Genomic DNA, 24,944 nt, shown 5'->3' with positions numbered 1-24,944 from the left:
GGGCCGCCGCCGCCCGCGCGGCCCGGGGCCCCCCCCCCCCCCCCCCCCGCCCCCCCCCCCCCCCCCCCCCCGCCCCGGGGGGGGGCGGGGGCGCCGCGGGCCCGGGAGGCCCGCGAGGAGAGCGAACGCCTCCGGGCGGGCGAGGAGGCGCGGGCCCTGGCCGCCGAGCAGGCCCGCGACCGGGCCGACGACCGGGCCCTGGCCGCCGAGCGCGCCCGCACCGAGGTGCTCACCGCCCTGGAGGCCGCGCGCTCCGACGGCGAGGCGCAGCGCCGGGCCGCCGGCACCGCCCGCGAGCGGGCCGCCGCCGCCCGGGGCGAGGCCGAGGACCTGCGCGCGGAACTGGAGCGCCTCCGCGAGCAGGCCGCCGAGGCCCGCCTCGACCTGCGCGCCGAGCAGGCGCGCTCGGCGGAACTGGCCCGTGAGCGCGACGCCGCCCGCGCCGAGGCCACCGCCCAGCGCGAACGCGCCGTCACCGCCGAACTCGCCGCCGGGGACGCCGCCCGCACCGCCGGCGACTGACCCCGGCCGGCGCGCGGGCGGCGCGCCGACCGGGGCGATCGGCGGTGGTGCGGGTCACCGGTCCCGTGTGGAGGAGGCGAGGCCGGGGATCAGCACGGCCGCGACGAGCAGGTGCATGGCGGTCAGGACGCACAGGGACGCGGTGTCGGCGGCGCTGCCGAGGGGCCCGGTCAGCGACACGGCGAGGACGGCGAGCGCGGTGATCGTCCAGACGCGGCGGGGGCGGCCGGTGGTGCGCTCCAGGACGGCGAGCAGCGCCCAGGCCGCCAGCCCCACGGCGAGGGCCGCGGCGGCGACGGCGGACGCGCCGACCGGCTGGGTGCGGCCGCCGGTCTCGGCGGCCGGATCGAGCCCGGCGACCGGGCCGGTCAGCGTCCACAGCACCAGGGCGGCGAGGGCGGCGGCGGCGACGGTCACCGCGCGGCGGACGCGGGTGCGCCGGGCCGATGGCTGCTGGGCCGGTGTCCGCTGGGTCGGGGTGCTGCCGGACATGTCGGTCTCCTTCGTCGGTTTGCGTGTCCGGTCAGCGTCGCCGCGCCGGCGGGGCAGGCGCATCGGGCCCGGGACGGCGGCGGGCCCGTCCAAGGGCGGGGCCGGCACCGACTTTGGTCGGTGCCGGCGGCCCGGGGCCCGCGGCTAGCCTTTGCCCGGTGGACGAGGTGACGTTCGACCGGGTGGACGCCGGCCCGGCGGGGCCGCGCCGCCGCGCGGGCGCGGCGGTCCTGCTGGCGGTGTCGGCCGTGCTGGTGGGGCTGACGATCTGGGGCCGGTGGAGTTCGGGGGGCTCGCTGCCGCTGGACATCGCGGCCGGCGCGGCGGGCTGCGCGCTGGCGCCGCTGCTGCTGTGGCGGCCGGTGCCGGCCGCGCTGGCGCTGTGCGCGCTGGCGGCGCTGTCCCCGGCGGCGACGCCGGCGGCGAGCATGGGGGTGCTGCACGTCGCGCAGCGGCGCCCGTTCCCGGTCGCGGCGGCGGTCGGCGCGGCGGCGCTCGCGGCGCACGTCGTGCAGGGGCTGTGGCAGCCGAGCGGCGGGATCTCCTTCGGCTGGTGGCTGCTGCTGGTGGCGCTCGGGGACGGGGCGCTGGTCGGGTGGGGCGCGCTGGTGCGGGCGCGCCGGGCGCTGCTGGCGTCGCTGCGCGAGCGGGCGCGCCGCGCCGAGGCCGAGCAGGGCCGCCGGGTCGCCGAGGCGCGGATGGCCGAGCGGACGCGGATCGCGCGGGAGATGCACGACGTGCTGGCGCACCGGCTGTCGCTGCTGGCCACCTACGCGGGGGCGCTGGAGTACCGGCCGGACGCGCCGCCCGAGCGGCTGGCCGAGGCCGCCGGGGTGGTCCGCGCGGGGGTGCGGCAGGCCCTGGAGGAGCTCCGCGAGGTGATCCTGCTGCTGCGCGCCGACGACGCCGGCGAGGACGACCGGCCGCAGCCGGTCCTGGCCGACGTGCCCCGGCTGGTGGCCGAGGCGCGGGCCGCGGGCGGCCGGGTGGAGTTGCGGGACCGGGTGGAGTCGCGGGACGGGACGGCCGGTGCGGACGGCCTCCCGCCGGTCGCCGGGCGGACCGCGTACCGGGTGGTGCAGGAGGCGCTGACCAACGCCCGCAAGCACGCGGCGGGCCGTCCCGTCCGGGTGGTGCTGGAGGGCCGTCCCGGGGACGGGCTGGTCATCGACGTCCGTAACCCGCTGCGCGCCGGCGGCGGCGACCCGCCGCCGGGCAGCGGGACGGGCCTGGTGGGGCTGACCGAGCGGGTCCGGCTGGCCGGGGGCCGGCTCGACCACGAGGCCGCCGCCGAGGAGTTCCGGCTGCGCGCCTGGCTACCATGGCCGGCGTGACCCGCCCCCTGCGCGTGCTGATCGTGGACGACGACGCCCTCGTCCGCGCCGGGCTGTCGATGATGCTGGACGGCGCGGGCGGCATCACGGTCGCCGGCGCGGCCGCCGACGGCGACGAGGTGCCCGCGGCCGCCGACGCGCACGCGCCCGACGTCGTCCTGATGGACCTGCGGATGCCGCGCGTGGACGGCATCACCGCGACCCGCCGGCTGCGGGCCAGGGCGAATCCGCCCGAGGTCATCGTGCTGACGACGTTCGACTCCGACGAGAACATCCTGCGGGCGCTGCGCGCGGGGGCCAGCGGGTTCCTGCTGAAGGACACCCCGCCGGACCGGATCGTCCACGCCGTGCACCGGGTCGCCGCCGGCGAGCCGATGCTGTCGCCGGCGATCACGCGCCGGCTGATGGACCGCGCCGCGACCGAGGCCGGCGCCCACCAGCGGGCCCGCGCCGCGCTGGCCCGGCTCAGCCCGCGCGAGAACGAGGTGGTCCTGGCGATCGCCCGGGGAGGCTCCAACGCCGGCATCGCGGCGGAGCTGTTCATGAGCGTGGCGACGGTGAAGGCGCACGTGTCCAGTGTCCTGACCAAGCTGGACCTGGACAACCGCACCCAGATCGCCCTGCTGGCCCACGACGCCGGCCTCGCCTGACGGCCGCCGTCCCCCGGGCGGTCCGGCGACTCGATCGCCGGTGGGGAACGCCCGGTGGCACGGGGCTCGGCGGCGCCGCCGGGGCCTGGCAGGGCATCGGTCGCGTTAGCCTCGCCGCCGGGAGGAAACAGCTGTTGGGGGACGAGGGGGGACGATCCATGCCGCAAGGTTCGCATGCCACGATCAGGGAGTTCACGGTCTCCGACCCGGGCGCGGGCCCGCACGGCGTCGCCGCCGGGCCGGACGGCGCAGTGTGGTTCACCCTCCCGCGCGAGGGCCGGATCGGCCGCCTGGCACCCGGCGGGGACCCGGTCCTGCACGGCCCCTCCCCCGCCGGGCCGGCGGCGATCGCGGCGGGCCCCGACGGCGCCCTGTGGTTCACCGCGCTCCACGACCACGCGATCGGCCGGATCACCACGGGCGGCGAGATCACCGTGTTCCCGGCGCCGCAGGGCTGCGGGCCCTGCGCGATCGCCGCCGGGCCCGACGGCGCCCTGTGGTTCGCCCAGGCGCACACCGGCCGCGTCGGCCGCATCACCGCCGACGGGCGGATCACCGAGTTCCCGGTGGCCGCCGGCGACGCGGCACCGTCGGCGATCACGGCCGGCCCCGACGGGGCGCTCTGGTTCACCCTGCGCCACGGCAACGCCGTCGGCAGGGTCGCGCCGGACGGCGACGTCGCCGTCCACGCGCTGCCCACCGAGGGCTCGGCCCCCGAGGGAATCGCCGCCGGCCCCGACGGCGCGCTGTGGTTCACCGGGCCCGGCACCGGCCACGTCGGGCAGATCACCACCGACGGGAAGGTCACCGAGTTCCCGCTGCCCGACCCGGGCGCCCGCCCGCACGCCATCGTCGCCGGGCCCGGCGGGGACCTGTGGTTCACCGAGCGCGGCACCGCGCACATCGGCCGCGTCACCTGCGACGGCCGCGTCTACGAGCATCCGCTGCCCGGGCCCGGCCGCACGCCGCACGGCATCGCCGCCGGCCCCGACGGCGCGCTGTGGGCGGCGCTGGAGTCCGGCGCGCTCGCCCGCATATCGGCCGCCGGCTGACGGTTCCAGCGGCGCCGAAACGTCCGCGCGGCACCGTGGAGGCATGTGTTCCGCGACGCCCGCCACCGGACGGACCGCGCCCGGCGCGCCGGGCCCGGTCCCGCGCCGCGGCGCGATGCTGGCGATCCTGTGCGCCGGGATGTTCCTGGTGCTGCTGGACGTGACGATCGTCAACGTCGCGCTCCCCGGCATCGGCCGGGCCCTGCGCACCGGACTGCCCGGCCTGCAGGGCGTGGTGGACGGCTACGCCGTCGCGATCGCGGGGCTGCTGCTCGGCGGCGGCGCCCTCGGCGACCGGATCGGGCACCGCCGCGTCACCGTGGCGGGGTTCGCGCTGTTCGGGGCGGCGTCGCTGGCCTGCGGGGCCGCGCCGGGCGCCGGGCCGCTGGTCGCGGCGCGGGCCGCGCAGGGCGCGGGCGCCGCGCTGCTGCTGCCCGGCGGCCTGGCGCTGATCACCGCGCTGTACCCGGGGCGGGCCGAGCAGGCGCGGGCGCTCGGGATCTGGGCGGGCGCCTCCGCCACGGCGCTGCCGGCGGGGCCGCTGCTGGGCGGGCTGCTGGTCGACACGGCCGGGTGGCGGTGGATCTTCCTGCTGAACGTGCCGGTCACCGCGGCGGCGGCCGCGGGGGTGCTCGCGCTGGTCCGCGAGCCGCGCCCGCCCCGGCGGGACGCGCCGCTGGACCGCGCCGGCATGCTCCTGGCGCCGCTGGCCCTCGGCGGCCTGGTGTGGACGGTCATCGCGGCGGGCCACGGCCACCGGGGCACCGCGGCCGCCGCCGCCGCGATCGCGGTGGCGGCAGCGGCGGCGTTCGCGGTGGCGGAGCGGCGCGCCGCGGCGCCGATGGTCCCGGGCGGGCTGCTGCGGGTCCCGGCGTTCCTCGGCGCGAACGCCATCGCGTTCATCATGAACCTGGTCACCAACGGGGTGCTGTTCGTGGCGACGCTGCGGCTGCAGCAGGCCGGGGGCCGGTCCGCGCTGGCGGCCGGGGCGATGCTGCTGCCGATGGCGGTGCCGCTGGCGCTGCTGGCACCGGTCGGCGGCCGGCTCACCGCCCGGTTCGGCACGCGGGTGCCGCTGGCGGCGGGCACCGCGGTCGCCGCCGCCGGGGCGCCGTCCCTGCTGGCCGCCGGGCCCGGCGGCGGCTACGCGGCGCTGCTCCCTGCGCTGGCGGCGATCGGGATCGGCGACGGCCTGATCGTCGCCGCCGTGGTCGCCGCCGCGATGCGCGCCGCGCCGCCCGCGCACGCGGGCCTGGCCGGCGGGTTCAACAACACCGCCCGGCAGGCCGGGACGGCGCTCGGCGTCGCGGTGTACGGGGCGGTCGCCGGCCCGGCCGCGCACCCCGCGTTCGTCTCCGGCCTGCACGTGCTGGCGTGGGTGAGCACCGGGCTGTGGCTGGCAGCGCTCGCGCTGACCCGCGTCGTCCCGTCCCGCTGAGGGCGGCGCGCCGGGACACCGGAAAATCGGTTGGCGTGATCACCGGGGTCCGTTACAACGGACGGCATGCTCCGCAAATACCCCCGGACCCGGCATATCGCGGGATCGCGGCTCCAGCCCGGCGACCACGACCTCGCCGCGGCGCCGTTCGCGGCGATCGCCGGTCGGCACCTGGTGGTGGAGGAGAAGCTCGACGGCGCCAACACCGGCATCAGCTTCACTCCCGCCGGGGAGCTGCGGCTGCAGAGCCGCGGGCACTACCTGGCCGGCGGGCCGCGCGAGCGCCAGTTCGGGCCGTTCAAGGCGTGGGCGGCGTCGGTGCAGCACCTGCTGCGCGAACGGCTGCGCGACCGGTACGTCCTGTACGGGGAATGGCTGTACGCCAAGCACACCGTCTTCTACGACGCGCTCCCCCACTACTTCTGCGAGTTCGACGTCCTCGACCTGCGCGACGGGACGTTCCTGTCCACGCCGCGGCGCCGGGAACTGCTGGAGGGCACGCCGGTGGTGCCGGTGCCCGTCCTGCACCAGGGGCCGCTGCCGGACCTGGCGGCGCTGACCGCGCTGGCCGGCCCGTCCACCTGCCGCACCCCCGGCTGGCGGGACGCGCTGCGCGCGGCGGCCGAGGCGGGCGGCGCCGATCCGGGCCGCGTCGCCGCCGAGACCGACGCCTCCGACGACATGGAGGGCCTCTACATCAAGGTCGAGGAGGACGGCCGGACCGTCGGCCGCTACAAGTGGGTCCGGGCCGGGTTCCTCACCGCGATCCTGGACGCGGGCACCCACTGGCTGGACCGGCCGATCGTCGCCAACGGCCTCGCCGACCCGGAGGCGCTGTATGCGGGTGTTTGAGGAGCTGTGCCCGGCACCGCCGCACTGGGAGCTGCCCTGGCCCGGGATCCGGGACGCGTTCGGCTGGGTCCGCGACCTGGCCGGCGTCCCGCAGGACGCGGTCTACCACGGCGAGGGCGACGTCGAGGTCCACACCCGGATGGCGTGCGAGGCGCTGGCGTCGATGCCGGCGTGGCGGGCCCGCCCGGCCGCCGAGCGGGTCCGGCTGTTCACCGCCGTGCTGATGCACGACGTCGCCAAGCCGCACTGCACCGCCATCGGCGACGACGGCCGCATCACCGCGCGCGGCCACTCCCGCCGCGGCGACCTGATGGCGCGGCGGATCCTGTGGGAGCTCGGCGCGCCGGTCGGGTGGCGCGAGCACGTGGCGGCGCTGATCCGCCACCACCAGGTGCCGTTCTGGGCGCTGGAGCGCCCCGACCTGCAGCAGATCGCGTTCCGCGCCAGCCTGCTGGCCCGCAACGACGACCTGGTGCTGCTGGCGTCGGCCGACGTCCTCGGCCGCGTCTGCCCCGACACCGCCGAACTGCTCGACAACGTCGCCCTGTACGGGGAGTACTGCGCCGAGCAGGACTGCCTGGACGCGCCGCGGGCGTTCCCGTCCGACCACGCCCGGTTCTGGTACTTCCGCACGCCCGGCCGCGACCCCGCCTACGCCGCCCACGACGACACCCGCTGCACCGTCACCGTCCTGTCGGGGCTGCCCGGCGCCGGCAAGGACCACTGGATCGCCGCGCACCGCCCGGACCTGCCGGTCGTCAGCCTCGACCGGCTCCGCGCCGAGCTGCGGGTGTCGCCCGCCGCGGACCAGCGCGCCGTGGCCGCCGCCGCCTACGAGCAGGCCCGCGCGCACCTGCGCGCCGGGCGGTCGTTCGTGTGGAACGCCACCAACGTGTCCCGGCAGCAGCGCGAGGCGTGCACGGGCCTGGCCGCCCGCTACCGGGCGCGGGTCGAGGTCGTCGCGCTGGAGGCGCCGCCGCGCGTCCTGCGCGACCGCAACCGGGCCCGCCCGGCGCCCGTCCCGGACGCGGTCGTCGACCGGCTGGTGCGCCGCTGGGAGACCCCCGACCCGACCGAGGCGCACCGGGTCGACTGGCTCACCACCGCCTGACCGGCCGCCCGACCGACGACCGCCCCGCCGCCGGGGGGTCGATAATGGTGGCCGACCGCAACAAGGGGAGGCGCGTCGTGAGCGGACGGGTGGCGCTGGTGACCGGCGCCGGATCGGGCATCGGCGCCGCGGTCGCGGCCGCGCTCCTGCACGCCGGGTGGCGCGTCGCGCTGACCGGCCGCCGCGCGGGGCGCCTGCACGAGACCGCCCGGGACGCCGGCGCCGGGGAGGCCCTGGCCGTCCCCGCCGACGTCACCGACCCCGGCTCGGTCCGCGGCCTGTTCGACGCGGTCGCCGCCCGGTGGGGGCGGCTGGACCTGCTGGTCAACAACGCCGGCGTGTTCGGCGCGTCCGCGCCCGTCGAGGACTACTCCCACCAGGAGTGGCGCACCGTCCTGGACACCAACCTCACCGGCGCGTTCCTGTGCGCGCAGCAGGCGTTCCGGATGATGAAGGACCAGGACCCGCAGGGCGGCCGCATCATCAACAACGGGTCCCTGTCGGCGCACACCCCGCGTCCCCGCACGGTCGCCTACGCCGCCAGCAAGCACGCCGTGACCGGGCTCACCAAGACCCTCTCGCTGGAGGGCCGCCCCTACCGCATCGCCTGCGGGCAGATCGACGTCGGCAACGCCGCCACCGAGATGACCGGCGGGTTCGGCACCGGGACCCTGCAGGCCGACGGGACGGTGCGGGCCGAGCCGGTGATGGACGTCCGGCACGTCGCCGACGCCGTCCTCTACATGGCCGGGCTGCCGCTGGAGGCCAACGTCCAGTCGATGACGGTGCTGGCCACCGCGATGCCGTCCCACGTCGGACGCGGCTGACCCCGCCCCCGCCCGCGGGCCCGCTCCGGCGGACGCCGCCGCACGCGTCGCCACGCGTGTTCACCCTTCGTCGGGACGCGGACACGTTTAGCCTCCGACAAGGGGGAACTCCTGCTTCAGGCGTCGAAACGAGAACGCGGAGGAGGCCTGAGGCTATGAGCATCGTGCGGCCGACGCATGACGGCGAGACCACGGCCGAGAACCTGGGCGCCCACCGGCAGTCCCAGGCCCGCGCCCCGGAGTTCCACGGCGGACGCGAGGAGGCGGGCACGGGCGAGCTGGTCCGGCAGGCCGCGCAGCAGGTGTCGGAGCTGATGCGCGCCGAGCTGCGGCTGGCCGTCGCCGAACTGAAGGACAAGGGACGGCACGCCGGCACCGGCGCCGGGATGTTCGGCGGCGCCGCGCTGGTGGCGCTGTACGGGCTGGCGGTGCTGCTGGCCGCGGCGATCGCCGCGATCGCGCTGGCGCTGCCGGTGTGGGCGTCCGCGCTGATCATCGGCGGGTTCCTGATGCTGGTCGCCGCGGTCCTGGCGCTGCTCGGCCTCTCCCAGTCCAAGCGCGCCACACCCGCCAAACCCGAGCAGGCCATGGACGAGGCGAGGCAGACCGTGGCGGAGTTGAAGGAGAGGGCGACGCACCGATGACCATGCAGGGCAAGCACGGCGCCGAGGCCGGCACCGAGGAGCTGCGCGAGGAGGTCGACCGGGCGCGCCACGAGCTCGGCGAGACCGTCGAGCAGCTGGCCGCCAAGGCCGATGTGAAGGCGCTGGCCCGGGAGAAGGCCGAGCAGGCCAGGAGCCGGGCCCGGGACGCGGCGGCGTCGGCGTGGCGGGTCGCGGGCTCGGCGGAGACCAAGGCCCGGGCCCGGCAGGGCGGCGTGGTGATCGCCTCGGCGGGGGCCGTGGCGGCGGCGGCGCTGTGGATGCGCCGCCACCGCGCGACGACCCGGCGGATGGGGCCCGTGCGGGTCCGGGTGGCGACCGGGCGGCGCCGCGCCGTCAAGGTGCGCCGCGGCCGGGCCCACCGCCTCCGCTGACCGGCCGCCGCACCCGATCCGCGCCGCGTCCACCCCCGCGCCGCGTCCACCCCCGCGCCGCACCGACCTCGCCGCACCGACCCTCGCCGAGAGGACGGCCCATGCCCAGCGTGCCCACCCCCCGCGTCATCGCCGACGCGCCGCCCGCCTCGTGGGTGGGGGCCATGAAGCGCACGATCCGCGAGTTCCAGAACGACAACCTGACCGCGTGGGCGGCCGCGCTCACCTACTACTCGATCCTGTCGGTCTTCCCGGCGATCCTGGTCGTGGTGTCGCTGGTCGGGCTGGCGGGCCGGTCCACGACCGACGACCTGATCGCCAACATCGGCGACATGGCGCCGGGCGCGGTCCGCGACCTGCTGGTCAGCTCGGTGCGGCAGCTGCAGGGCGGCAGCGGCGGCGCCGGCGCGATCGCCGTGGTCGGCCTCCTCGGCGCGGTGTGGTCGGCGTCGGGCTACGTCGGCGGGTTCATGCAGGCCTCCAACATCGTCTACGACATCCCCGAGGGCCGTCCGATCTGGAAGACCCTCCCCCTCCGGATCGGCGTCACCCTCGTCACCCTGGTGCTGCTGTCGGCGTCGGCGATCGCGGTGGTGGTGACCGGGCCGCTGGCCCGCAAGGTCGGCGACGTCATCGGCGCCGGCTCGCAGGCGGTGACGGTGTGGAACATCGCCAAGTGGCCGGTGCTGCTGGTGGTGGTGGCGTTCCTGTTCATGCTGCTGTACTGGGCGGCGCCGAACGCCAAGCGCGGCTTCCGGGGCCTGGCGCCCGGCGGGCTCCTGGCGATCGTGCTGTGGCTGGCGGCGTCGGCGCTGTTCGCGGTGTACGTCGCGAACTTCGCCTCCTACAACAAGACCTACGGCAGCCTCGCGGCGATCATCATCTTCCTGGTCTGGCTGTGGATCACGAACCTGGCGATCCTGCTGGGCGCCGAGCTGAACGCCGAGCTGGAGCGGGGCCGCGCCATCGCCGAGGGCACGCCCCCGGACGAGGAGCCGTACGTGGAGTTCCGCGACACCCGCGGTTTCGACGAGGCCGAGCGCCGCGAGACCGGCGTGGACGGCCAGCCGCAAGACCAGCCGCACGACGGGGCACATGACGGACCACGCGACGGACCACGCGACGGGTCGCGGGATGGGGCGCGGGCCGAGGGGGGCGCCGGGTCCGGGCACGGTGCGAGCCGCGCGCGTCCGCCGGAGGGCCGGTCCTAGCCGGTACCTGGCGGGTTACCGGGGATTCACGGGTCGCACGGGGGCGAATGCGGTGAATAGGATCACCTCATGCTCCGTCCCGTGTACCCGATCGAGACCGGGCGGCTCGCCCTCCGCCCGTTCCACGAGAACGACCTGGAGGGCCTGTACGCCTACCAGTCCCTGCCGGAGGTGGCGCGGTACCTGTACTGGGAGCCGCGCACGGTGGAGGAGTCGCGCTCGTTCCTGAGGCAGAAGATGGGCGCCTCCACGGTGGAGAAGGAGGGCGACTGGCTGGTCCTGGCGGTGGTGCGGCGCGACACCGGCGACCTGATCGGCGAGGTCAACCTGCAGTGGCGCAGCCGCGAGCACCGGCAGGGCGAGATCGGCTACATCTTCAACCCGGCCTTCCACGGCAAGGGGTATGCGACCGAGGCCGCCGAGGTGGTGCTGCGCCTGGGGTTCGAGGGCCTGGACCTGCACCGGGTGTGCGGGCGGCTGGACGGCCGCAACGCCGCCTCCGCGCGGGTGCTGGAGCGGCTCGGGATGCGCCGCGAGGCGCATCTGCTGCAGAACGAGATGGTCAAGGGCGAGTGGACCGACGAGGTCGTCTACGCGATGCTGCGCCACGAGTGGGACGCCCGCACCGCCTGACCCCGCACCGCCTGCCCCCCCGCCCGGCCCGGCCCGGACGTGGGTTCACCGCGCGGCCTGCTCCTCCAGCGTCCGGGCGAGGTCTCGGAGGTGGCCGCGCAGCTCCGCGGGGCGGCGGACGGTGAAGGCGAACCCCAGCCCGGCCAGCATCCGCGCGGCCCCGTCCAGCCGTTCGGCGCGCATGGTCATCACCACTCCCCCGCCGTCTCCGGCGCCGGCGAGCTCCGCGACCGATGGAGGGATCCGGCGGCGGGCCTCGTCGAGGGCGGTGTCCAGCACGACTTCCACCTCGTGGGCGTAGGGGACGCGCGCCAGTGACGCGGTGACGTGCCGGACGGGGTCGATGCCGCCGGGGACCTCGAACGTCGCGGTGCCGGGTTCGGCGGCGGTGATCCGGTCGACGCGGAACGTGCGGGTCTCGCCGCTGCGGTGGTCGTGGCCGGTGACGTACCAGCGGCCGGAGTGGAACACCAGCCCGTAGGGGTCCAGGTCCCGTTCGCTGTCCTCGCCGCGCCAGGACCGGTAGCGCAGGCGGACGCGGCGCCGCTCCCGGGCGGCGGCGGCCAGGGTGAGGACGGTGCCGGTGCCGGGTGCGGCGGTCCCGGCGGCGGCCCGGTCGGGCGCGGTGAACCCGAGGGTGTCGCGCAGCGCCTGGACCCGGTCGCGCAGCGCGGCGGGCAGGACGCGCTGCACCTTGGCGAGGGCGGTCTCGGTGGCCTGCCCGGGCAGGCCCATCCGCCGCCCGGCCAGCAGGCCCAGCACGACGGCGGCGGCCTCGTCGTCGGTGAGCATCAGCGGCGGCAGCTTGTAGCCGGGCATGAGCCGGTAGCCGCCGTGCCGGCCGCGGTCGGCGGTGACGGGGACGCCGAGGTCGTCCAGGCGGGCGGCGTAGCGGCGGACGGTGCGCTCGTCGACGCCGAGCCGCCGGGCCAGTTCGGCGCCGCCGATGCGGTGGTGGGCCTGCAGCAGCTCCAGCATCGCCAGGACGCGGGTGGTCGGGTGGGACGGCTGTGGCACGGGTCACTCACCTAATCCGGGCGGATCTTGTCCGGTATTCACCGTAGCGTGCGGGTGCACCCACCGAGAGAGGACACCCGGCATGAGCAACGAGACGCCCACCGAGACGCACACGGATACGCACACGGACCGGACCAGCGAGCGGCACACCGGCCCGGCCACCGGCCCTGAGCCGGGCCCGGACGCAGACCCGGTCACCAGCCCGGACGCGGGTAGGGACAGGGGCGCCGGGGCGGGCGGGGCGGTGTTCGTCCTGGTCCCCGGGTACTGGCTCGGCGCGTGGGCGTGGGACGAGGTGGCGGCCGTGCTGCGCGCGGCGGGCCACGACGTGCACGCGGTCACGCCCGCCGGGCAGGCCGAGCGGGCCGGTGAGCCCGCGCCCGGCCCCGGCGGCGTCGACGTCGAGACCCAGATCACCGGGATCGCGCGGGTCATCGAGGACGGCGGCCTGCACGGCGTCGTCCTCGTCGCGCACAGCGGCGCCAACATGGCCGTCACGGGCGCGGCCGACCGGATGCCCGGCCGGATCGCCCGGGTCGTGTACGTCGACACCGGCCCGATGCCGTCCGGGATGGCCGCCGTCGACTTCCACGACCCGGACGCGCGCGCGGAGCTGGAGCGGGCGGTCGCCGAGGAGGGCGGCGGCCGGTGGATCCCGGTGCCGCCGTTCGACCCCGCCGCCGACCCGGTGAACCTCGCCGGGCTGACCGCCGGGCAGCTGGCCGCGATGCGCGAGCGGGGCACGCCGCAGCCGTTCGGGACGGCGACGCAGCCGGCGGCGCGCCCCGATCCGGTGCCGGCGACGCCGCGCACGCTGATCGCCACCACGATCCCGCTCGCCGCGGTGCGGGAGATGGGCGCGGCCGGGCATCCGGTGTTCGCGGGAATGACCGGGCCCGGCTGGACCTACCGGGAGCTGCCCACCGGGCACTGGCCGATGTTCTCCCGGCCCCGCGAGCTGGCCGCGCTGCTGGCCGAGGCCGCCGGATGACTCACTTCTCCACAGCGCCGCGCCCTTTTCTTGTAACCCGCCCATGTAGATCATTTCGGCCGGGGCGAGGACACTCTCCCGGAGTCGCGCGGCCACGGGGGTCGGGCTGATCGCGAGGTGAGCAGATGACACCCACCCTCCGCCACCGGTCCCGCCGGGTCCACTGGCGGCGTTCGCTGGCGTCCGGCGCCATCGGCGTCGTCCTCGTCGCCGGGATCGGCGCGGTGGGCGCCGGGTCCGCGCAGGCGCTGGCGGGGCCGGTCCGGGCCGACGACGGTGCGCGCATCACCGCCGAGAAGAAGATCGCCTCCCGCGAGGTCGACATCACCATCGACTCCCCCGCGCTCGGCAAGTCGGTGAAGACCCGCATCCTGCTGCCGGCGAACTGGAAGCGGGACTCGTCCGCGACGTGGCCGGTCCTGTACGCCTTCCACGGCGGGCAGGACGACTACACCTCCTGGACGCGGAACACCGATATCGAGGCGTGGGCCGCCAAGTACAACGTCATCGTCGTGATGCCCGAGGGCGACAACGGCTCCTACACCGACTGGTACAACTACGGCAAGGGCGGGACGCCCAAGTGGGAGACCTTCCACACCGCCGAGGTGCGCCAGCTGCTGGAGCGCAACTACCACGCGGGGGCGCTGCGCGCGGCGATCGGCAACTCCTCGGGCGGCGCGGGCGCCATGGCGTACGCGGCGCGGCATCCGGGGATGTTCAAGTACGCGGCGTCGCTGAGCGGGATCCTGTCGATGCGCTCGATCGGGATGCCGGCGATGCTGATGTTCACCAACGCCGGCAACGGTCAGGACCCGTTCGCGATCTGGGGCATCCCGTGGGCCGACGACGCCAACTGGCAGGCGCACGACCCGTCCACGCTGGCGCCCAGGCTGCGCGGCACGGGGCTGTTCTTCTCCGCCGGGACGACGGGCCGGCCGGGCCCGGGCGATCCGGATGTGGCGCCGTGGGACATCGGCCTGCTCAGCGAGATCGCGGTCGGCGCGAACAACAGGGACTTCCGCAAGCGGCTGGACGAGCTGAAGATCCCCTACACCGCGCACATCTACGGCGACGGCCGCCACAACTGGCCGGCGTGGGTGCGGGAGTCGAAGTCCGTCTGGCCGACGCTGATGAAGTCGATCGGCGCGCGGCAGGCGTGACGCGGGCGCCCCGGTCCCGCCGGTCGACGGCGGGGACGGGGCGCGCGGGCCTATGACGGGCCCGGTGACCGGCCCGGTTCCGGGGCGGCTGCGGCTGCCGCCCCGGGACCGGGCCGCCGCGTTTCCCGGTCTCCCGGTCCGGGCGGGGGTCAGCGCGGGTAGCCGAGGCCGTGCCCGAACGGGTAGAGGACGGCGCCGGGCTCGTCGCGGACCGGGACGGCGACGGGCAGCCGCCCGCGCGGGTCCAGTTCGCCGAACAGGACCTTGCCGGCCGACCGGAGCGCCTCGGCGGTGTAGGAGTAGGTGGCGAGGTAGGTGGCGGCCCCGGGGAACCAGGCGATGTCGTAGGGGTCGCGGACGGCGATGACGATGACGGGTTTCCCGGTGGCGATGAGCGCCTTGACGAGGTTCATCTGGCCGGGCCCGTTGTGACCGGGTTCGTCCTCGGCGTCCCAGGCGCGGTTGGTGACGGCGACGACGAGGTCCTGGTCGCGGGCTGCGGCGACGGCCTGGTCGATCTGCGCGCGGCCGGGGCTGATGCCGGTCTGCCGGACGGTGGCGGTGGCGCCGCGCCGGGCGATCTCGGTGCCGAGGACGGCGGTGGTGGACACGCCCCAGCCGGTGACCAGGACGTCGCGGGGGCCGGGGGCCAGGGGCAGGAGGCCCGCGTCGTTGCGGACGAGGGTGGTGGTGCGGTCGGTGGCGCGCTGCGCGGCGGCCAGGTGCGCGGGCGTCCCGACGTTCCGGTCGACGCGGGACTCGTCGGCGTAGGGGTCGCGGAACAGGCCGCGGCGGCGTTTGAGGTCCAGGATCCGGTAGACCGACGCGTCGATGCGCTGCTCGGTGAGCTCCCCGGTGCGGACGGCGTCGACGACGGCGGCGAGCTGGCGGGGGAACAGGCCGTCGCCGTCGGCGTCCGCGGGCGGTTTGAGTAGGACGTCGGCGCCCGCCTGCAGGGCGAGGACGGGGATGTTCTCGTCGCCGTACTTGTCGCGGACGCCCTGCATGTCGAGCGCGTCGGTGACGATGACGCCGCGGAAGTGCAGCCGGTCGCGCAGGATGCCGGTGAGGATGGGCCGCGACAGGGTCGCGGGGTCGCCCGAGGGGTCCAGGGACGGCACGACGATGTGCGCGGTCATGATCGCCTCGGCGCCGTGGGCGATCGCGGCGCGGAACGGCGGCAGGTCGAGGCGCTCCCATTCGGCGCGGGTGTGGCCGATGCGCGGGACGCCGGTGTGGCTGTCGGTGGTGGTGTCGCCGTGCCCGGGGAAGTGCTTGACGGTGGCGGTCACTCCCCCGGCCCGGTACCCGCCGATCTGCGCGGTGACCATGCGCGACACCAGGTCGGGGTCGGAGCCGAAGGAGCGGACGCCGATGACGGGGTTGGAGGGATTGACGTTGACGTCGGCGTCGGGCGCGTAGTCCTGGTTGACGCCGACGGCGCGCAGTTCCCGCCCGGTGATGCGGGCGAGGGCGCGGGCGTCGCCGGTGCGGCGCCCGGCGGCCAGGGCCATGGCGCCGGGCGACTGGGTGGCGGGCGGCTGGATCCGGGCGACGATGCCGCCCTCCTGGTCGGTGGCGATGGTGGCGGGGACGCGGTGCGGCTGGGCCAGCGCGGCGCGCTGGATGCCGTTGGAGAACGCGGCGACCTGCGCCGGGTCCCGCACGTTGTCGGAGTAGTAGATGAACCCGCCGGGCCGGTACCGGGCGATGACCTGCGCGGCGTTGTCGGCCCCGTAGAGCCTGCGGTTGGCGGCGACGGCGGCGGGGTCGGCGGTGTCGGCGGAGGTGCCGTGGATCTGCAGGACGAACAGCTGGGCCGCCTTCTCCTCCAGCGTCATCGACCGCAGGATCCGCAGCAGCGCCGGGTCGCGGCCGTGCGCCCCGGCCCCGCCGGGGCCGCCGGGGCCGGGCGGGGGACCGGCGTGCGCGCCGGGCGCGTCCGGCACGTTCAGCGCGGTCATGGCGAGGATCCCGGCGGTGAGCCCGGCGGCCCACCGGCGGCGCGTGCGGGGACGGTTCATGACGGCTCCCTCCGGCCCCCGAGCTGCCCGGTGATCATGCTTCCTCCCGGCACGCTAACCCGGCCGGGCGGCGCCGTCCACGGCAATGCTCGACGAGGCGTCCGCCGGTGCGCGCCCCGGTGCGCGCCCCGGTGCGGGGCCGGGTGCGGGCGCCGGTGGCCGCGGGCGGGGCGGGTCATGAGCGGCGCAGCCAGCGCCACCAGCGGGCGCCGGGCCGGTCGGGCACGGTCAGCGGGTGCTGCTCGATGTCGTAGCGGCGGATGTAGGCGCCGGCGAAGGCCTGCACGCTGGCGCCGAGCGGGATGGCCAGCAGCACCCCGAACGGCCCGGCGACGGCGGCGCCGGCGAGGATGAGCCCGAACGCGACCGCGGGGTGCATGTCCAGGGTCCGCGCGGTGATGCGCGGCTGCAGCAGGTAGTTCTCCAGTTGCTGGTAGGCGAGGATGAACAGCAGGATCCACAGCGCGGTCGCCGGGGAGGCGGTCAGGGCGATGAGCACGGGCACCGCGCCGGCCAGGTAGGTGCCGATGGCGGGGATGAACTGCGACACCACCCCGACCCACAGCGCCAGCGTCGCGGCGTAGGGGACGCCGAGCACGACCATGGCGAGGTAGTGGGCGATGCCGGAGATGAGGGCGAGGAGCCCGCGGGAGTAGATGTAGCCGCCGGTCTTGTCGACGGCGATCTCCCAGGCGCGCAGGACCTCCCGCTGGCGGGGCGGCGGGAGCAGGGAGCAGACCGTCCGGCGGAACTGGGGTCCCTCGGCCGACAGGTAGAAGGTGAACAGCAGGACGCCGAGGCCCTTGAAGATGACGCCGAACGCGGTGGCGCCGATGCCCCACACGTTCTGGGCGAGGGAGGTCAGGTGCTGCGACAGGGCGCCGGTGACGGTGGGGAGCCGCTGGAACAGGGTGTCCTGCGACAGGCGCGTCCCGAAGGTGTCGTTGACCCAGCCGATGAGGTGGCGGACGTAGCCGGGGAACCCGTTGATGAGGTGGGTGGCCTGGGTGGCCAGCAGCGACCCGATGCCGCCGAGGAACCCGGCGGCCAGCACCCCGACGACGACGAACATCAGCGCGGTGGCGGCGCCGCGCCGCCACCCGTGCCGGGCCAGCCAGTTCACCGCGGGCTCGATCGCGAACGCCAGGAACAGCGAGGTCACCAGGAGCAGCAGCAGCTCCCGGAGCCGCTCCAGCAGCCACAGCGCCGCCATGAATCCCAGTACGACCGTCCCGGCCACGACGAACGCGCGGGGCAGCCAGGGCGGCATCCGGCGCGGCCCGGCGGGCCGTCCCGCCGGGCCGGGCGCGGCGGGGGCGTCGGGCGGGTCGTCGGCGGGCGCGTAGGCGGGGGCGTCCCCGGGGGCGGTGTCGCCGGGGGTGTCGCGGGACGGGTCGCCGGGCGGCTGCGGCATGCACGCACGGTAACCGCCCCGCTCCGGTCATACCGGTCATCGCGCCCGCGAGCCGGGGCAACCTTTGCCGAGGTTTCAGCCGGTCGGCGTCCGCCGGAAGAAAACTGGCCCGCCGTGTTGATCCGGGGCATCCTCGTTCGACCTAGGGATGAGAGGGGCCTCCGCACGGGGCCCCGCGACGATCCGGGAGCGGAACGATGAAGTACATGCTGATCATGCGCGCGACCGACGAGGCGTTCGCCGGGATGGCCGGCGCCGACTTCGGCGAGATGATCGAGACGGTGGGCCGCTACAACGAGGAGCTGATCCGGGCGGGTGTGCTGCTGGCCGCCGAGGGCCTGGACGACGCCGCCGAGGGCGTGGTCGTCGACCACTCCGCCGAGCCGCCCGTGGTCACCGACGGTCCCTACGGGGAGACCAAGGAGCTGTTCGGCGGCTTCTACATCCTGAACGTGTCCTCCAGGCAGGAGGCCGTGGAGTGGGCGAAGCGGTCGCCGCTGACGGGCCCGGGCTTCAAGACCGAGATCCGGCGGGTCACCACGATCGAGGAGTTCCCGCAGGACAACGAGTGGATCAAGAAGGAGCGGGCGTGGCGCGAGGCCACCGGGCAGCTGTGACCGGGACCGCCGTGCGCAGGCACGCCGCGAGCCGGTGCGCCGTGCCCGGGACCACTGTGGTCTGGTTCGCCGTGATCTGGTGCGCCGCGGCCGGGGGTGCGGGCCGGTGAGCGGGGGGACGGGACGCGAGGCGGTCGCCGCGGTGTGGCGGATCGAGTCGGCCCGGATCGTCGGCGCGCTCGCCCGCTACACCGGCGACTTCGCGCTGGCCGAGGACCTGGCGCAGGAGGCGCTGGCCGAGGCGCTGGTGGCGTGGCCGCGCGACGGCGTGCCGGGCAACCCGGCGGGGTGGCTGCTGACGGTCGGGCGGCGCCGCGCGATCGACGCGTTCCGCCGCCGGTCGGCCCGCGACGACCGGTACGCCGCCCTCGCCCGCGGGCTGGACGAGGGCGGCGCCGCCGCGGGCGCGCTCCCCGCCGGGCCGGCCGGCCCGGCGGCCGCGGACGTGCTGTGGGATCCGGACCGCATCGACGACGACGTGCTGGCGCTGATGTTCGTCTCCTGCCATCCGGTGCTGTCACGGGAGGCGCGGGTGGCGCTGACGCTGCGCGTGGTCGGCGGCCTGACCAGCGACGAGATCGCCCGGTCGTTCCTGGTGGCGACCGCGACCGTGCAGGCCCGCATCACCCGCGCGAAGAAGACGCTCGGCGCGGCGCGGGTGCCGTTCGAGGTGCCGCCGGCCGCGGAGCGGGCCGAGCGGCTCGGCTCGGTCCTCAGCGTCATCTACCTGATCTTCACCGAGGGCGCGTCGGCCAGCTCGGGAACGGAGCTGATCCGCGCGGAGCTGGCCGGGGAGGCGCAGCGCCTGGCGCGGGTGCTGGCCCGGCTGGTGCCCGGCGAGCCGGAGGTGCACGGCCTGCTGGCGCTGCTGGAGCTGACCGCGGCGCGGTTCCCGGCCCGCACCGGCCCGGACGGCGATCCGGTGCTGCTGGAGCGGCAGGACCGCCGCCGCTGGGACCGGGCCGCGATCGGCCGGGGCCGCGCCGCACTGGCCCGCGCGGCGGCGGGGCGGGGCCTCGGCCCCTACGGCCTGCAGGCGGCGATCGCCGAGTGCCACGCCGCGGCCGCGTCGGTCGAGGCGACCGACTGGGATCGGATCACGGTGCTGTACGAGGCGCTGGGCCGGCTGGCGCCGTCGCCGGTGGTGGAGCTGAACCGGGCGGTGGCGGTGTCGATGGCGCGGGGCCCGGCGGCGGCGCTGCCGATCGTGGACGGGCTGGCGGCCGCCGGGGCGCTGGCGGAGTCGCATCTGCTGCCGACCGTCCGCGGGGAGCTGCTCACCCGCCTCGGTCGCGCCGCGGAGGCGCGCGCCGAACTGGAGCGCGCCGCGCGCCTGTGCGGCAACGACCGGGAGCGGACGGTCCTGGAACGCAAGATCGCCGCACTCCCCTGACCGTGCTCCCCCTGACCGGTGCGCGTCCGGGCGGACCGCGTCCGGCCGGGCCGCCGGATCGGGCCGCCGGGTCGGCTGGCGGGTCGGGTCGGGGCGGCGGTCAGGCGGGGCCGTCGCCGGTCGGCGGGACGAACTCGGGCTGGTCCAGGACGCGGAGCCAGCTGCCGTCGGGCTGGCGGCGGACGACCTGGGCGCGGGCGCCGACGCCGTCCCGCGGCGGGGTGGAGGTGAGCGCGAGGTCGCCGCTGACCAGCGTGGGCAGCGGTTCCTCCGGCTCGAAGCGGGGGCGGGCGGCCAGCACCTTCTCCCACAGCGCGCGGATCGCCTCGCGTCCGACGGTCTGCGAGCCCGGCGGGTAGGCCAGCACCGCGTCGGGCTCGTAGAGGGCGGCGACGCCCGCGGCGTCGCCGGCGTTGGAGCGTTCGACGAACAGCCGCGTGATGTCCTCGGGCCGCATGGCCTTCTCGTATTCGGTCATGGTGTCCTCCGTGTTCGGTTTCACCTCCCATCGTGCTCACCGCACGCGCAGAAGTCCAAGAGATAGATGTTCTTTCGACTAGAAGCGATGCTTATGGGGGCCGGGGGCGCGGGCGCGGCCCGAACGGGATGCGGCAGGATGCCCGGTATGGCGGACGTGTTCACGCATCGGCTGCGGGTGCGGTACAGCGAGTGCGATCAGCAGGGCGTGGTCTTCAACGGCCACTACCTGTTCTTTTACGACGTGGCGCTGACGGAGATGTGGCGGGCGCTGCTCGGCGACTACGGGGAGATGGTGGAGGACGGCTACGACCTGGTCGTGGCCGAGGCGCGGATCCGCTTCCGGGAGGGCGCGCGGTTCGACGAGATGCTGGAGGTGTCGATGCCGGTGGCGCATCTGGGCACCACGAGCATGATCGTGCGTCCGGTGTTCCGGGTGGGTGGGCGGCTCATCGCCGACGGGGAGGTGCGGCACGTGTTCATCGACCCGGCGTCCAAGGCCAAGCGGGAGATGCCGCCGCAGGTCCGCGCGGTCCTGGAGCCCCACCTGGACGCGGCGGCCCAGGCGGCCGCCACCGCGCCGGGCTCCTAGCCCGCCGCACCGCAGCACCCCGGCTCGGGCCCCCTGGGCTCGGCCGCCACCTGGTCCGGTCACTCGCCGGGCGCGCCGTCGCCGGGCCGGGTGGGGGGTGCGGCGGCGTAGCCGGCCAGGCCGTGTTCGAGGAGGTCGAAGGCGCGGGCCGCGGCGGCGTAGACGTCGTCGCGCATCTCCTGCAGGGTCTCCCCGGCGCTCTTGCGTTCGGCGATCTGCTCGACGAGCCGGGTCTGCACGGCGAAGATCATGGCGGCGGCGATGCGGGGGGCCGGGTCGTCGGGGCCGGCGCCGGTGTCCTCGGCGAGGAGCCGCGCGAGGTGGTCCTCGGCGCGGCGCATCATCTGGCGGCTGCGGGCGGTGAGGGCGGGGCTGTCGCGGACGGTCCTGGACCAGACCTCCGAGCCCTCGTGGAAGGCGGTCTGGTAGGCGCGGGCGTCCAGGCCCTCGAAGAACCGGCGGCGGAACAGCGCGGCGGCGCCCTCGCCGGGGCGGCGGTCGCGGAAGTCGCGCCCGGTGGCCTCGATGATCTCGTCCTGCCGGTCGAAGAACAGGTCTTCCTTGGTCTTGAAGTAGTTGAAGACGGTGTTGACCGACACGTCGGCGGTGCGGGCGACGTCGGCGATGGTGACGTTGTCGAAGCCGCGCGTCATGAACAGGCCGGTGGCGATGTCGCTGATGCGCCGCCGCGTCTCGCGCTTCTTGCGTTCGCGCAGTCCCGGTTCCGGTCCGGTGCCGGGGACGAGGTCCTCACCCATGCCCGAAAATATACCTTCACTAGTGTCACTGAGAATTTGGTGTGACTGCAAAATTGGGGTTACGCTAGCGGGCATTGCCGTGAGGAGGACATCGTGATCGAGGCGCGCGGGCTCGCCCGCACCTTCACCACCGGGCACGGCCCGGTCGAGGCCGTCCGGGGCGTGGACCTGCGGGTCGCGCCCGGCGAGATCGTCGGGTTCCTCGGCCCCAACGGAGCGGGGAAGACGACCGTGCTGCGGATGCTGACGACGCTGCTGGCGCCGACCGCTGGGACCGCGACCGTCGCCGGCCGCGACCTGCGCCGCGACCCGGCGGGCGTCCGCCGCCGCATCGGGTACGTGGCGCAGGGCGGCGGCACCGACCCCGCCGTCCCGGCCGGGGAGGAACTGGACCTGCAGGCCCGCCTGTACGGGGTGCCCGGCCGGGCCGCGCGGATCGCCGGGCTGTGCGACCGGCTGGACCTGGCGGGCCTTGAGGCGCGCCCGTCCGGGTCGCTGTCGGGCGGGCAGCGCCGCCGCCTGGACATCGCGCTCGGGCTGGTGCACCGCCCGCCGCTGCTGTTCCTGGACGAGCCGACCACCGGCCTGGACCCGCAGAGCCGCGGCAACCTGTGGGACCACATCCGGGCCATGCGCGACCGTGACGGCACCACGGTGTTCCTGACCACGCACTACCTGGACGAGGCCGACGTGCTGTGCGACCGGCTGCTGATCATCGACCGGGGCCGGATCGTCGCCGAGGGCGCGCCCGCCGAGCTGAAGCGCCGCGTCGCCGGCGACGTCGTCACCCTGGAGCTCGCCGACCCGGCCGGCGCGGGTCCCGCCCGCACGGCGCTGGCCGCCCACCCGGCCGTCCGCGAGGCCGCCGTCACCGGGTCGCGCGTGCGCCTGACCGTCGAGGACGGCGAGACGGCGCTCATGGGCCTGGTCCGCGCCCTGGACGGCGCCGGGGTCGAGCTGGCGTCGCTGAGCCTGGCGCGTCCCACGCTCGACGACGTGTTCCTCACCGTCACCGGCCGCTCCCTGCGCGACGCGGCCTGACCCCATGCGCCCCGGCGTGCGGCCCCAGGCGGCCGCCGAGAACAGCGAGAACAGAAGGAGAACCGGTATGTCGTTCGCGCGGACGGTGTCGGACACGCGGCTGATCTTCCTGCGGTACCTGCGGCAGACGCTGCGCAGCAAGGTCGCGGTGGTGTTCGGCGCGCTGCAGCCGCTGCTGTACCTGGTGCTGTTCGGGCCGCTGCTGTCGGGCCTGGCGGAGGTGCGCGGGTCCGGCGCCGGCGCCTGGCAGGTGTTCGTGCCGGGGGTGCTGGTCCAGCTCGCGCTGTTCGGCGCCGGGTTCGTCGGGTTCGGGCTGATCGCCGACCTGCGGTCGGGGGTGGTGGACCGGCTGCGGGTCACCCCGGCGAGCCGGACCGCGCTGCTGCTGGGACGCGTGCTGCGCGACACCGCCGTCGTGGCGTTCCAGGGGGTGCTGCTGGTGGCGGCCGGGCTGGCGCTGGGGCTGCGCGCCCCGGCGGGCGGCATCGCCGTCGGGCTGGTGCTCGTGGTGTCGCTCGCGGTCGGCGTCGCGTCGCTGTCCTACGTCCTGGCGATGCGGACCCGCAGCGAGGACGCGTTCGCGCCGCTGCTGTCGGCGGTGACGCTGCCGCTGATGCTGCTGTCGGGGATCCTGCTGCCGATGAGCCTGGCGCCGGGCTGGCTGGACGCGGTGTCGCGGTTCACCCCGTTCCGGTACGTGGTCGACGCGACCAGGGCGGCGTTCCTCGGCGACTACGCGACCGCGGCGCTCGCCGAGGGCGCGCTGGTCACGGTGGTGCTGCTGGTGGTTTCGGTGGCCCTGGGCGCCCGCCGCTTCCGCGCCGGGGACACCTGACCGCCCGGCGGGGCCTCGCCCCCGCCGCCTCCCCCGCCCGGTCCCCCGTCCGGTCCGGTGGTGGCGCGGCCGGCGGCGCGCTGGGCGATGTAGGCGCCGGTCAGCACGATCGCGCCGCCGGTCAGCTGCAGCGGCGTGAGGCGCTCGCCGAGCACGGCCCAGGCGATGAGGGCGGCGGCGACGGCCTCGGTGTAGCAGATCGCCCCGCCGACCTGCGCCGGCAGCCGCTGCAGGCCGGCGACGCCGGCGAGGTAGGCCACGACGGTGCTGACGATCCCGATCCAGGCGACCAGCGCCCAGCCGGGCGCGGTGTGCCCGGCGACGGGGACCTGCGCGGGCAGCACCGCCCACGGCAGCGCCCACGGCGCCGCGGGCAGGGTGAGCGCGGCGGCGGCCGTGACGCTGCCGGCGGTGGTGATGACCAGGGGGTCGACCCGCCCGGCGAGCCGGTCGACGATCAGGAAGTAGCTCGCCTGGCAGGCGGCAGCGCCGAGACCCGCGGCGAGGCCGACCGGGTCCAGGGACAGGCCCGTCCACACCTGCACGACCAGCGCCAGCCCGGCCATGGCGGTCGCGACGCCGGCGGCGGCCGTGCGATGCACCGGGACGCGCCGCACCAGCCGCAGCCACCCCAGCACGATGACGGGCCCGCTGAACTCCAGCAGGATCGCCACCCCCACCGGCAGCCGCGACGCCGCGACGAAGTAGCACGCCTGGCAGCCCGCGACCGCGGTCAGCCCGTACACGATCAGCGGCCGCGCGTGGGGCCGCAGCCCGGCCAGCACCGCCCGGCCCCGGACGGCCGCGGTGAGCGGCACCAGCACCAGCGCGGCGACCGCGATCCGCAGCCACACCGCCTGCAGCGGGCCGAGGCCCGCCTCGATCAGCGCCTTGCCGAACGGCCCGGACGCGCCGAAGCACACCGAGGACAGCAGCACCAGGCCGAGGCCCCCCGCCCGGGTGCGCGCCGCGCCGTCCATCGCCACTCCCCCGCCACTGCCCGCCGCACGGTCCGCCCGCCCCGCGGCGAGCCCATGAGCATCCTGCCATAACAGTCCTTACATGCCGGAAGGGTGGATACCGGCCCGTAACTCGGGCGATGCCGGACGGACCGCACCGGGCGACTACTATTCGCCGGATGAGCTGGCAGGCGGCCGGGGCGGGGCCCGGCGGAACCGGAGGCGGCCCGAGCGACGACCTGTTCGCCTCGGTCGAGGGCAACGTGCGCGAGCTGGTGGCCTCGCCGTGGTGGCAGACCGCCCAGCCCGCCGACCGCGCGGCCCAGGTCGCCGCGCGGATGCTGTGGGGCGCCGGCGAATGGTGGCTCTACGGCGCCTGGGGCCGCTGGTACCGGTGCGGCCTGGACGGCGCCTGGCACCCCTGCCCGCCGCCCGAGGCGTTCGAGGACCGCCGCGTCGCCGTCCCCGCGCCGCGCGGCGCGGGGGCCCCCCCGGGCCCGCCCCAGCA

The 24,944-nt window shown here is 76.4% G+C and carries 25 protein-coding genes and 2 pseudogenes; 20 read left to right on the top strand and 7 right to left on the bottom strand.

All coding sequences use genetic code 11. The annotated features are described in order from the left end of the window. A pseudogene (locus ABZ806_RS40885) lies at positions 1-522 on the top strand (hypothetical protein); the annotation flags it as partial. A gap of 54 nt (positions 523-576) precedes the next feature. On the opposite strand, the gene ABZ806_RS40880 reads toward ABZ806_RS40885, so the two are convergent. Continuing rightward, positions 577-1,014: a DUF6069 family protein gene (locus ABZ806_RS40880; RefSeq protein ID WP_500224090.1), complete on the bottom strand. Its 438-nt coding sequence runs from the start codon at positions 1,012-1,014 to the stop codon at positions 577-579. A gap of 158 nt (positions 1,015-1,172) precedes the next feature. Here ABZ806_RS40880 and ABZ806_RS40875 point away from each other — a divergent pair, with 158 nt between their 5' ends. From ABZ806_RS40875 to ABZ806_RS40825, 11 genes are all read left to right on the top strand, one after another. After that, entirely contained in the window at positions 1,173-2,348 is a 1,176-nt protein-coding gene (locus ABZ806_RS40875; RefSeq protein WP_500224088.1) for a sensor histidine kinase, read from the top strand. Continuing rightward, a complete protein-coding gene (locus tag ABZ806_RS40870; protein ID WP_500224086.1) occupies positions 2,336-2,998 on the top strand; it encodes a response regulator in 663 nt (220 codons plus the stop codon). Before ABZ806_RS40875 ends, ABZ806_RS40870 begins: the two co-directional genes overlap by 13 nt. A gap of 158 nt (positions 2,999-3,156) precedes the next feature. Then, positions 3,157-4,050, top strand: a complete 894-nt coding sequence (locus tag ABZ806_RS40865) for a Vgb family protein (RefSeq protein WP_500224083.1) — start codon at positions 3,157-3,159, stop codon at positions 4,048-4,050. A gap of 43 nt (positions 4,051-4,093) precedes the next feature. Then, complete coding sequence (locus ABZ806_RS40860) at positions 4,094-5,488, top strand: MFS transporter (RefSeq protein ID WP_500224081.1); 1,395 nt, start codon at positions 4,094-4,096, stop codon at positions 5,486-5,488. Between the two features lie 66 nt (positions 5,489-5,554). Then, on the top strand, positions 5,555-6,340 hold the full coding sequence (locus ABZ806_RS40855; protein WP_500224080.1) for an RNA ligase family protein: 786 nt from the start codon (positions 5,555-5,557) through the stop codon (positions 6,338-6,340). Beyond that, positions 6,327-7,451, top strand: coding sequence for an AAA family ATPase (locus ABZ806_RS40850; protein WP_500224077.1), 1,125 nt, complete (start codon positions 6,327-6,329; stop codon positions 7,449-7,451). Before ABZ806_RS40855 ends, ABZ806_RS40850 begins: the two co-directional genes overlap by 14 nt. A gap of 44 nt (positions 7,452-7,495) precedes the next feature. Further along, positions 7,496-8,278 (top strand): SDR family oxidoreductase, encoded by a 783-nt coding sequence (locus ABZ806_RS40845; RefSeq protein ID WP_500224074.1) that lies wholly within the window; start codon positions 7,496-7,498, stop codon positions 8,276-8,278. A gap of 155 nt (positions 8,279-8,433) precedes the next feature. Further along, positions 8,434-8,922, top strand: a complete 489-nt coding sequence (locus tag ABZ806_RS40840; RefSeq protein WP_500224072.1) for a phage holin family protein — start codon at positions 8,434-8,436, stop codon at positions 8,920-8,922. Beyond that, positions 8,919-9,314 (top strand): DUF3618 domain-containing protein, encoded by a 396-nt coding sequence (locus ABZ806_RS40835; protein ID WP_500224069.1) that lies wholly within the window; start codon positions 8,919-8,921, stop codon positions 9,312-9,314. Before ABZ806_RS40840 ends, ABZ806_RS40835 begins: the two co-directional genes overlap by 4 nt. A gap of 101 nt (positions 9,315-9,415) precedes the next feature. Then, positions 9,416-10,525, top strand: coding sequence for a YihY/virulence factor BrkB family protein (locus ABZ806_RS40830; protein ID WP_500224067.1), 1,110 nt, complete (start codon positions 9,416-9,418; stop codon positions 10,523-10,525). Between the two features lie 69 nt (positions 10,526-10,594). Then, positions 10,595-11,158 (top strand): GNAT family N-acetyltransferase, encoded by a 564-nt coding sequence (locus tag ABZ806_RS40825; protein ID WP_500224064.1) that lies wholly within the window; start codon positions 10,595-10,597, stop codon positions 11,156-11,158. 45 nt (positions 11,159-11,203) lie between these two features. Here the strand turns inward: ABZ806_RS40825 and ABZ806_RS40820 are convergent, their stop codons facing one another. Then, the gene (locus ABZ806_RS40820) at positions 11,204-12,175 is read right to left on the bottom strand and encodes a helix-turn-helix transcriptional regulator (RefSeq protein WP_500224062.1); all 972 of its coding nucleotides are present in this window, start codon (positions 12,173-12,175) and stop codon (positions 11,204-11,206) included. A gap of 82 nt (positions 12,176-12,257) precedes the next feature. Between ABZ806_RS40820 and ABZ806_RS40815 the strand changes: the two genes are divergently transcribed. Both ABZ806_RS40815 and ABZ806_RS40810 read left to right on the top strand, forming a co-directional pair. Then, positions 12,258-13,166 (top strand): alpha/beta fold hydrolase, encoded by a 909-nt coding sequence (locus tag ABZ806_RS40815; RefSeq protein ID WP_500224060.1) that lies wholly within the window; start codon positions 12,258-12,260, stop codon positions 13,164-13,166. A gap of 125 nt (positions 13,167-13,291) precedes the next feature. Beyond that, entirely contained in the window at positions 13,292-14,326 is a 1,035-nt protein-coding gene (locus tag ABZ806_RS40810) for an alpha/beta hydrolase (RefSeq protein ID WP_500224059.1), read from the top strand. Between the two features lie 149 nt (positions 14,327-14,475). Here ABZ806_RS40810 and ABZ806_RS40805 read toward each other — a convergent pair whose 3' ends face one another. Beyond that, a complete protein-coding gene (locus tag ABZ806_RS40805; RefSeq protein ID WP_500224057.1) occupies positions 14,476-16,350 on the bottom strand; it encodes a glycoside hydrolase family 3 protein in 1,875 nt (624 codons plus the stop codon). Positions 16,351-16,525: 175 nt separating this feature from the next. After that, positions 16,526-17,764: an AI-2E family transporter gene (locus ABZ806_RS40800; protein ID WP_500224056.1), complete on the bottom strand. Its 1,239-nt coding sequence runs from the start codon at positions 17,762-17,764 to the stop codon at positions 16,526-16,528. Between the two features lie 197 nt (positions 17,765-17,961). Between ABZ806_RS40800 and ABZ806_RS40795 the strand changes: the two genes are divergently transcribed. Next, positions 17,962-18,381 carry a YciI family protein gene (locus tag ABZ806_RS40795; protein ID WP_500224055.1) on the top strand — a complete coding sequence of 140 codons (420 nt, stop codon included), beginning with the start codon at positions 17,962-17,964 and terminating at the stop codon, positions 18,379-18,381. A 106-nt stretch (positions 18,382-18,487) separates the two neighbouring features. Further along, positions 18,488-19,774 carry an RNA polymerase sigma factor gene (locus tag ABZ806_RS40790; protein WP_500224053.1) on the top strand — a complete coding sequence of 429 codons (1,287 nt, stop codon included), beginning with the start codon at positions 18,488-18,490 and terminating at the stop codon, positions 19,772-19,774. A 100-nt stretch (positions 19,775-19,874) separates the two neighbouring features. On the opposite strand, the gene ABZ806_RS40785 is transcribed toward ABZ806_RS40790, so the two are convergent. Further along, a complete protein-coding gene (locus ABZ806_RS40785) occupies positions 19,875-20,252 on the bottom strand; it encodes a YybH family protein (protein WP_500224050.1) in 378 nt (125 codons plus the stop codon). Positions 20,253-20,399: 147 nt separating this feature from the next. Between ABZ806_RS40785 and ABZ806_RS40780 the strand changes: the two genes are divergently transcribed. Continuing rightward, positions 20,400-20,843, top strand: coding sequence for an acyl-CoA thioesterase (locus tag ABZ806_RS40780; RefSeq protein WP_500224049.1), 444 nt, complete (start codon positions 20,400-20,402; stop codon positions 20,841-20,843). Between the two features lie 59 nt (positions 20,844-20,902). On the opposite strand, the gene ABZ806_RS40775 is transcribed toward ABZ806_RS40780, so the two are convergent. Beyond that, entirely contained in the window at positions 20,903-21,601 is a 699-nt protein-coding gene (locus ABZ806_RS40775) for a TetR/AcrR family transcriptional regulator (protein ID WP_500224046.1), read from the bottom strand. A gap of 93 nt (positions 21,602-21,694) precedes the next feature. On the opposite strand from ABZ806_RS40775, the gene ABZ806_RS40770 reads away from it, so the two are divergent. Beyond that, the gene (locus ABZ806_RS40770; RefSeq protein WP_500224044.1) at positions 21,695-22,642 is read left to right on the top strand and encodes an ATP-binding cassette domain-containing protein; all 948 of its coding nucleotides are present in this window, start codon (positions 21,695-21,697) and stop codon (positions 22,640-22,642) included. Between the two features lie 67 nt (positions 22,643-22,709). Then, a complete protein-coding gene (locus ABZ806_RS40765) occupies positions 22,710-23,477 on the top strand; it encodes an ABC transporter permease (RefSeq protein WP_500224042.1) in 768 nt (255 codons plus the stop codon). On the opposite strand, the gene ABZ806_RS40760 is transcribed toward ABZ806_RS40765, so the two are convergent. Further along, entirely contained in the window at positions 23,375-24,457 is a 1,083-nt protein-coding gene (locus ABZ806_RS40760) for an EamA family transporter (RefSeq protein ID WP_500224041.1), read from the bottom strand. The two genes, ABZ806_RS40765 and ABZ806_RS40760, sit on opposite strands and share 103 nt — an antisense overlap. 158 nt (positions 24,458-24,615) lie before the next feature. On the opposite strand from ABZ806_RS40760, the pseudogene ABZ806_RS40755 reads away from it, so the two are divergent. Next, positions 24,616-24,944 (top strand): annotated as a pseudogene (locus tag ABZ806_RS40755) (hypothetical protein); the annotation flags it as partial.

This window comes from Spirillospora sp. NPDC047418 (assembly GCF_040643275.1).
Taxonomy (GTDB): Bacteria; Actinomycetota; Actinomycetes; order Streptosporangiales; family Streptosporangiaceae; genus Spirillospora.
Note: the sequence above shows the minus strand (reverse complement) of the source record. Positions and strands in the feature narration are given on the sequence as shown.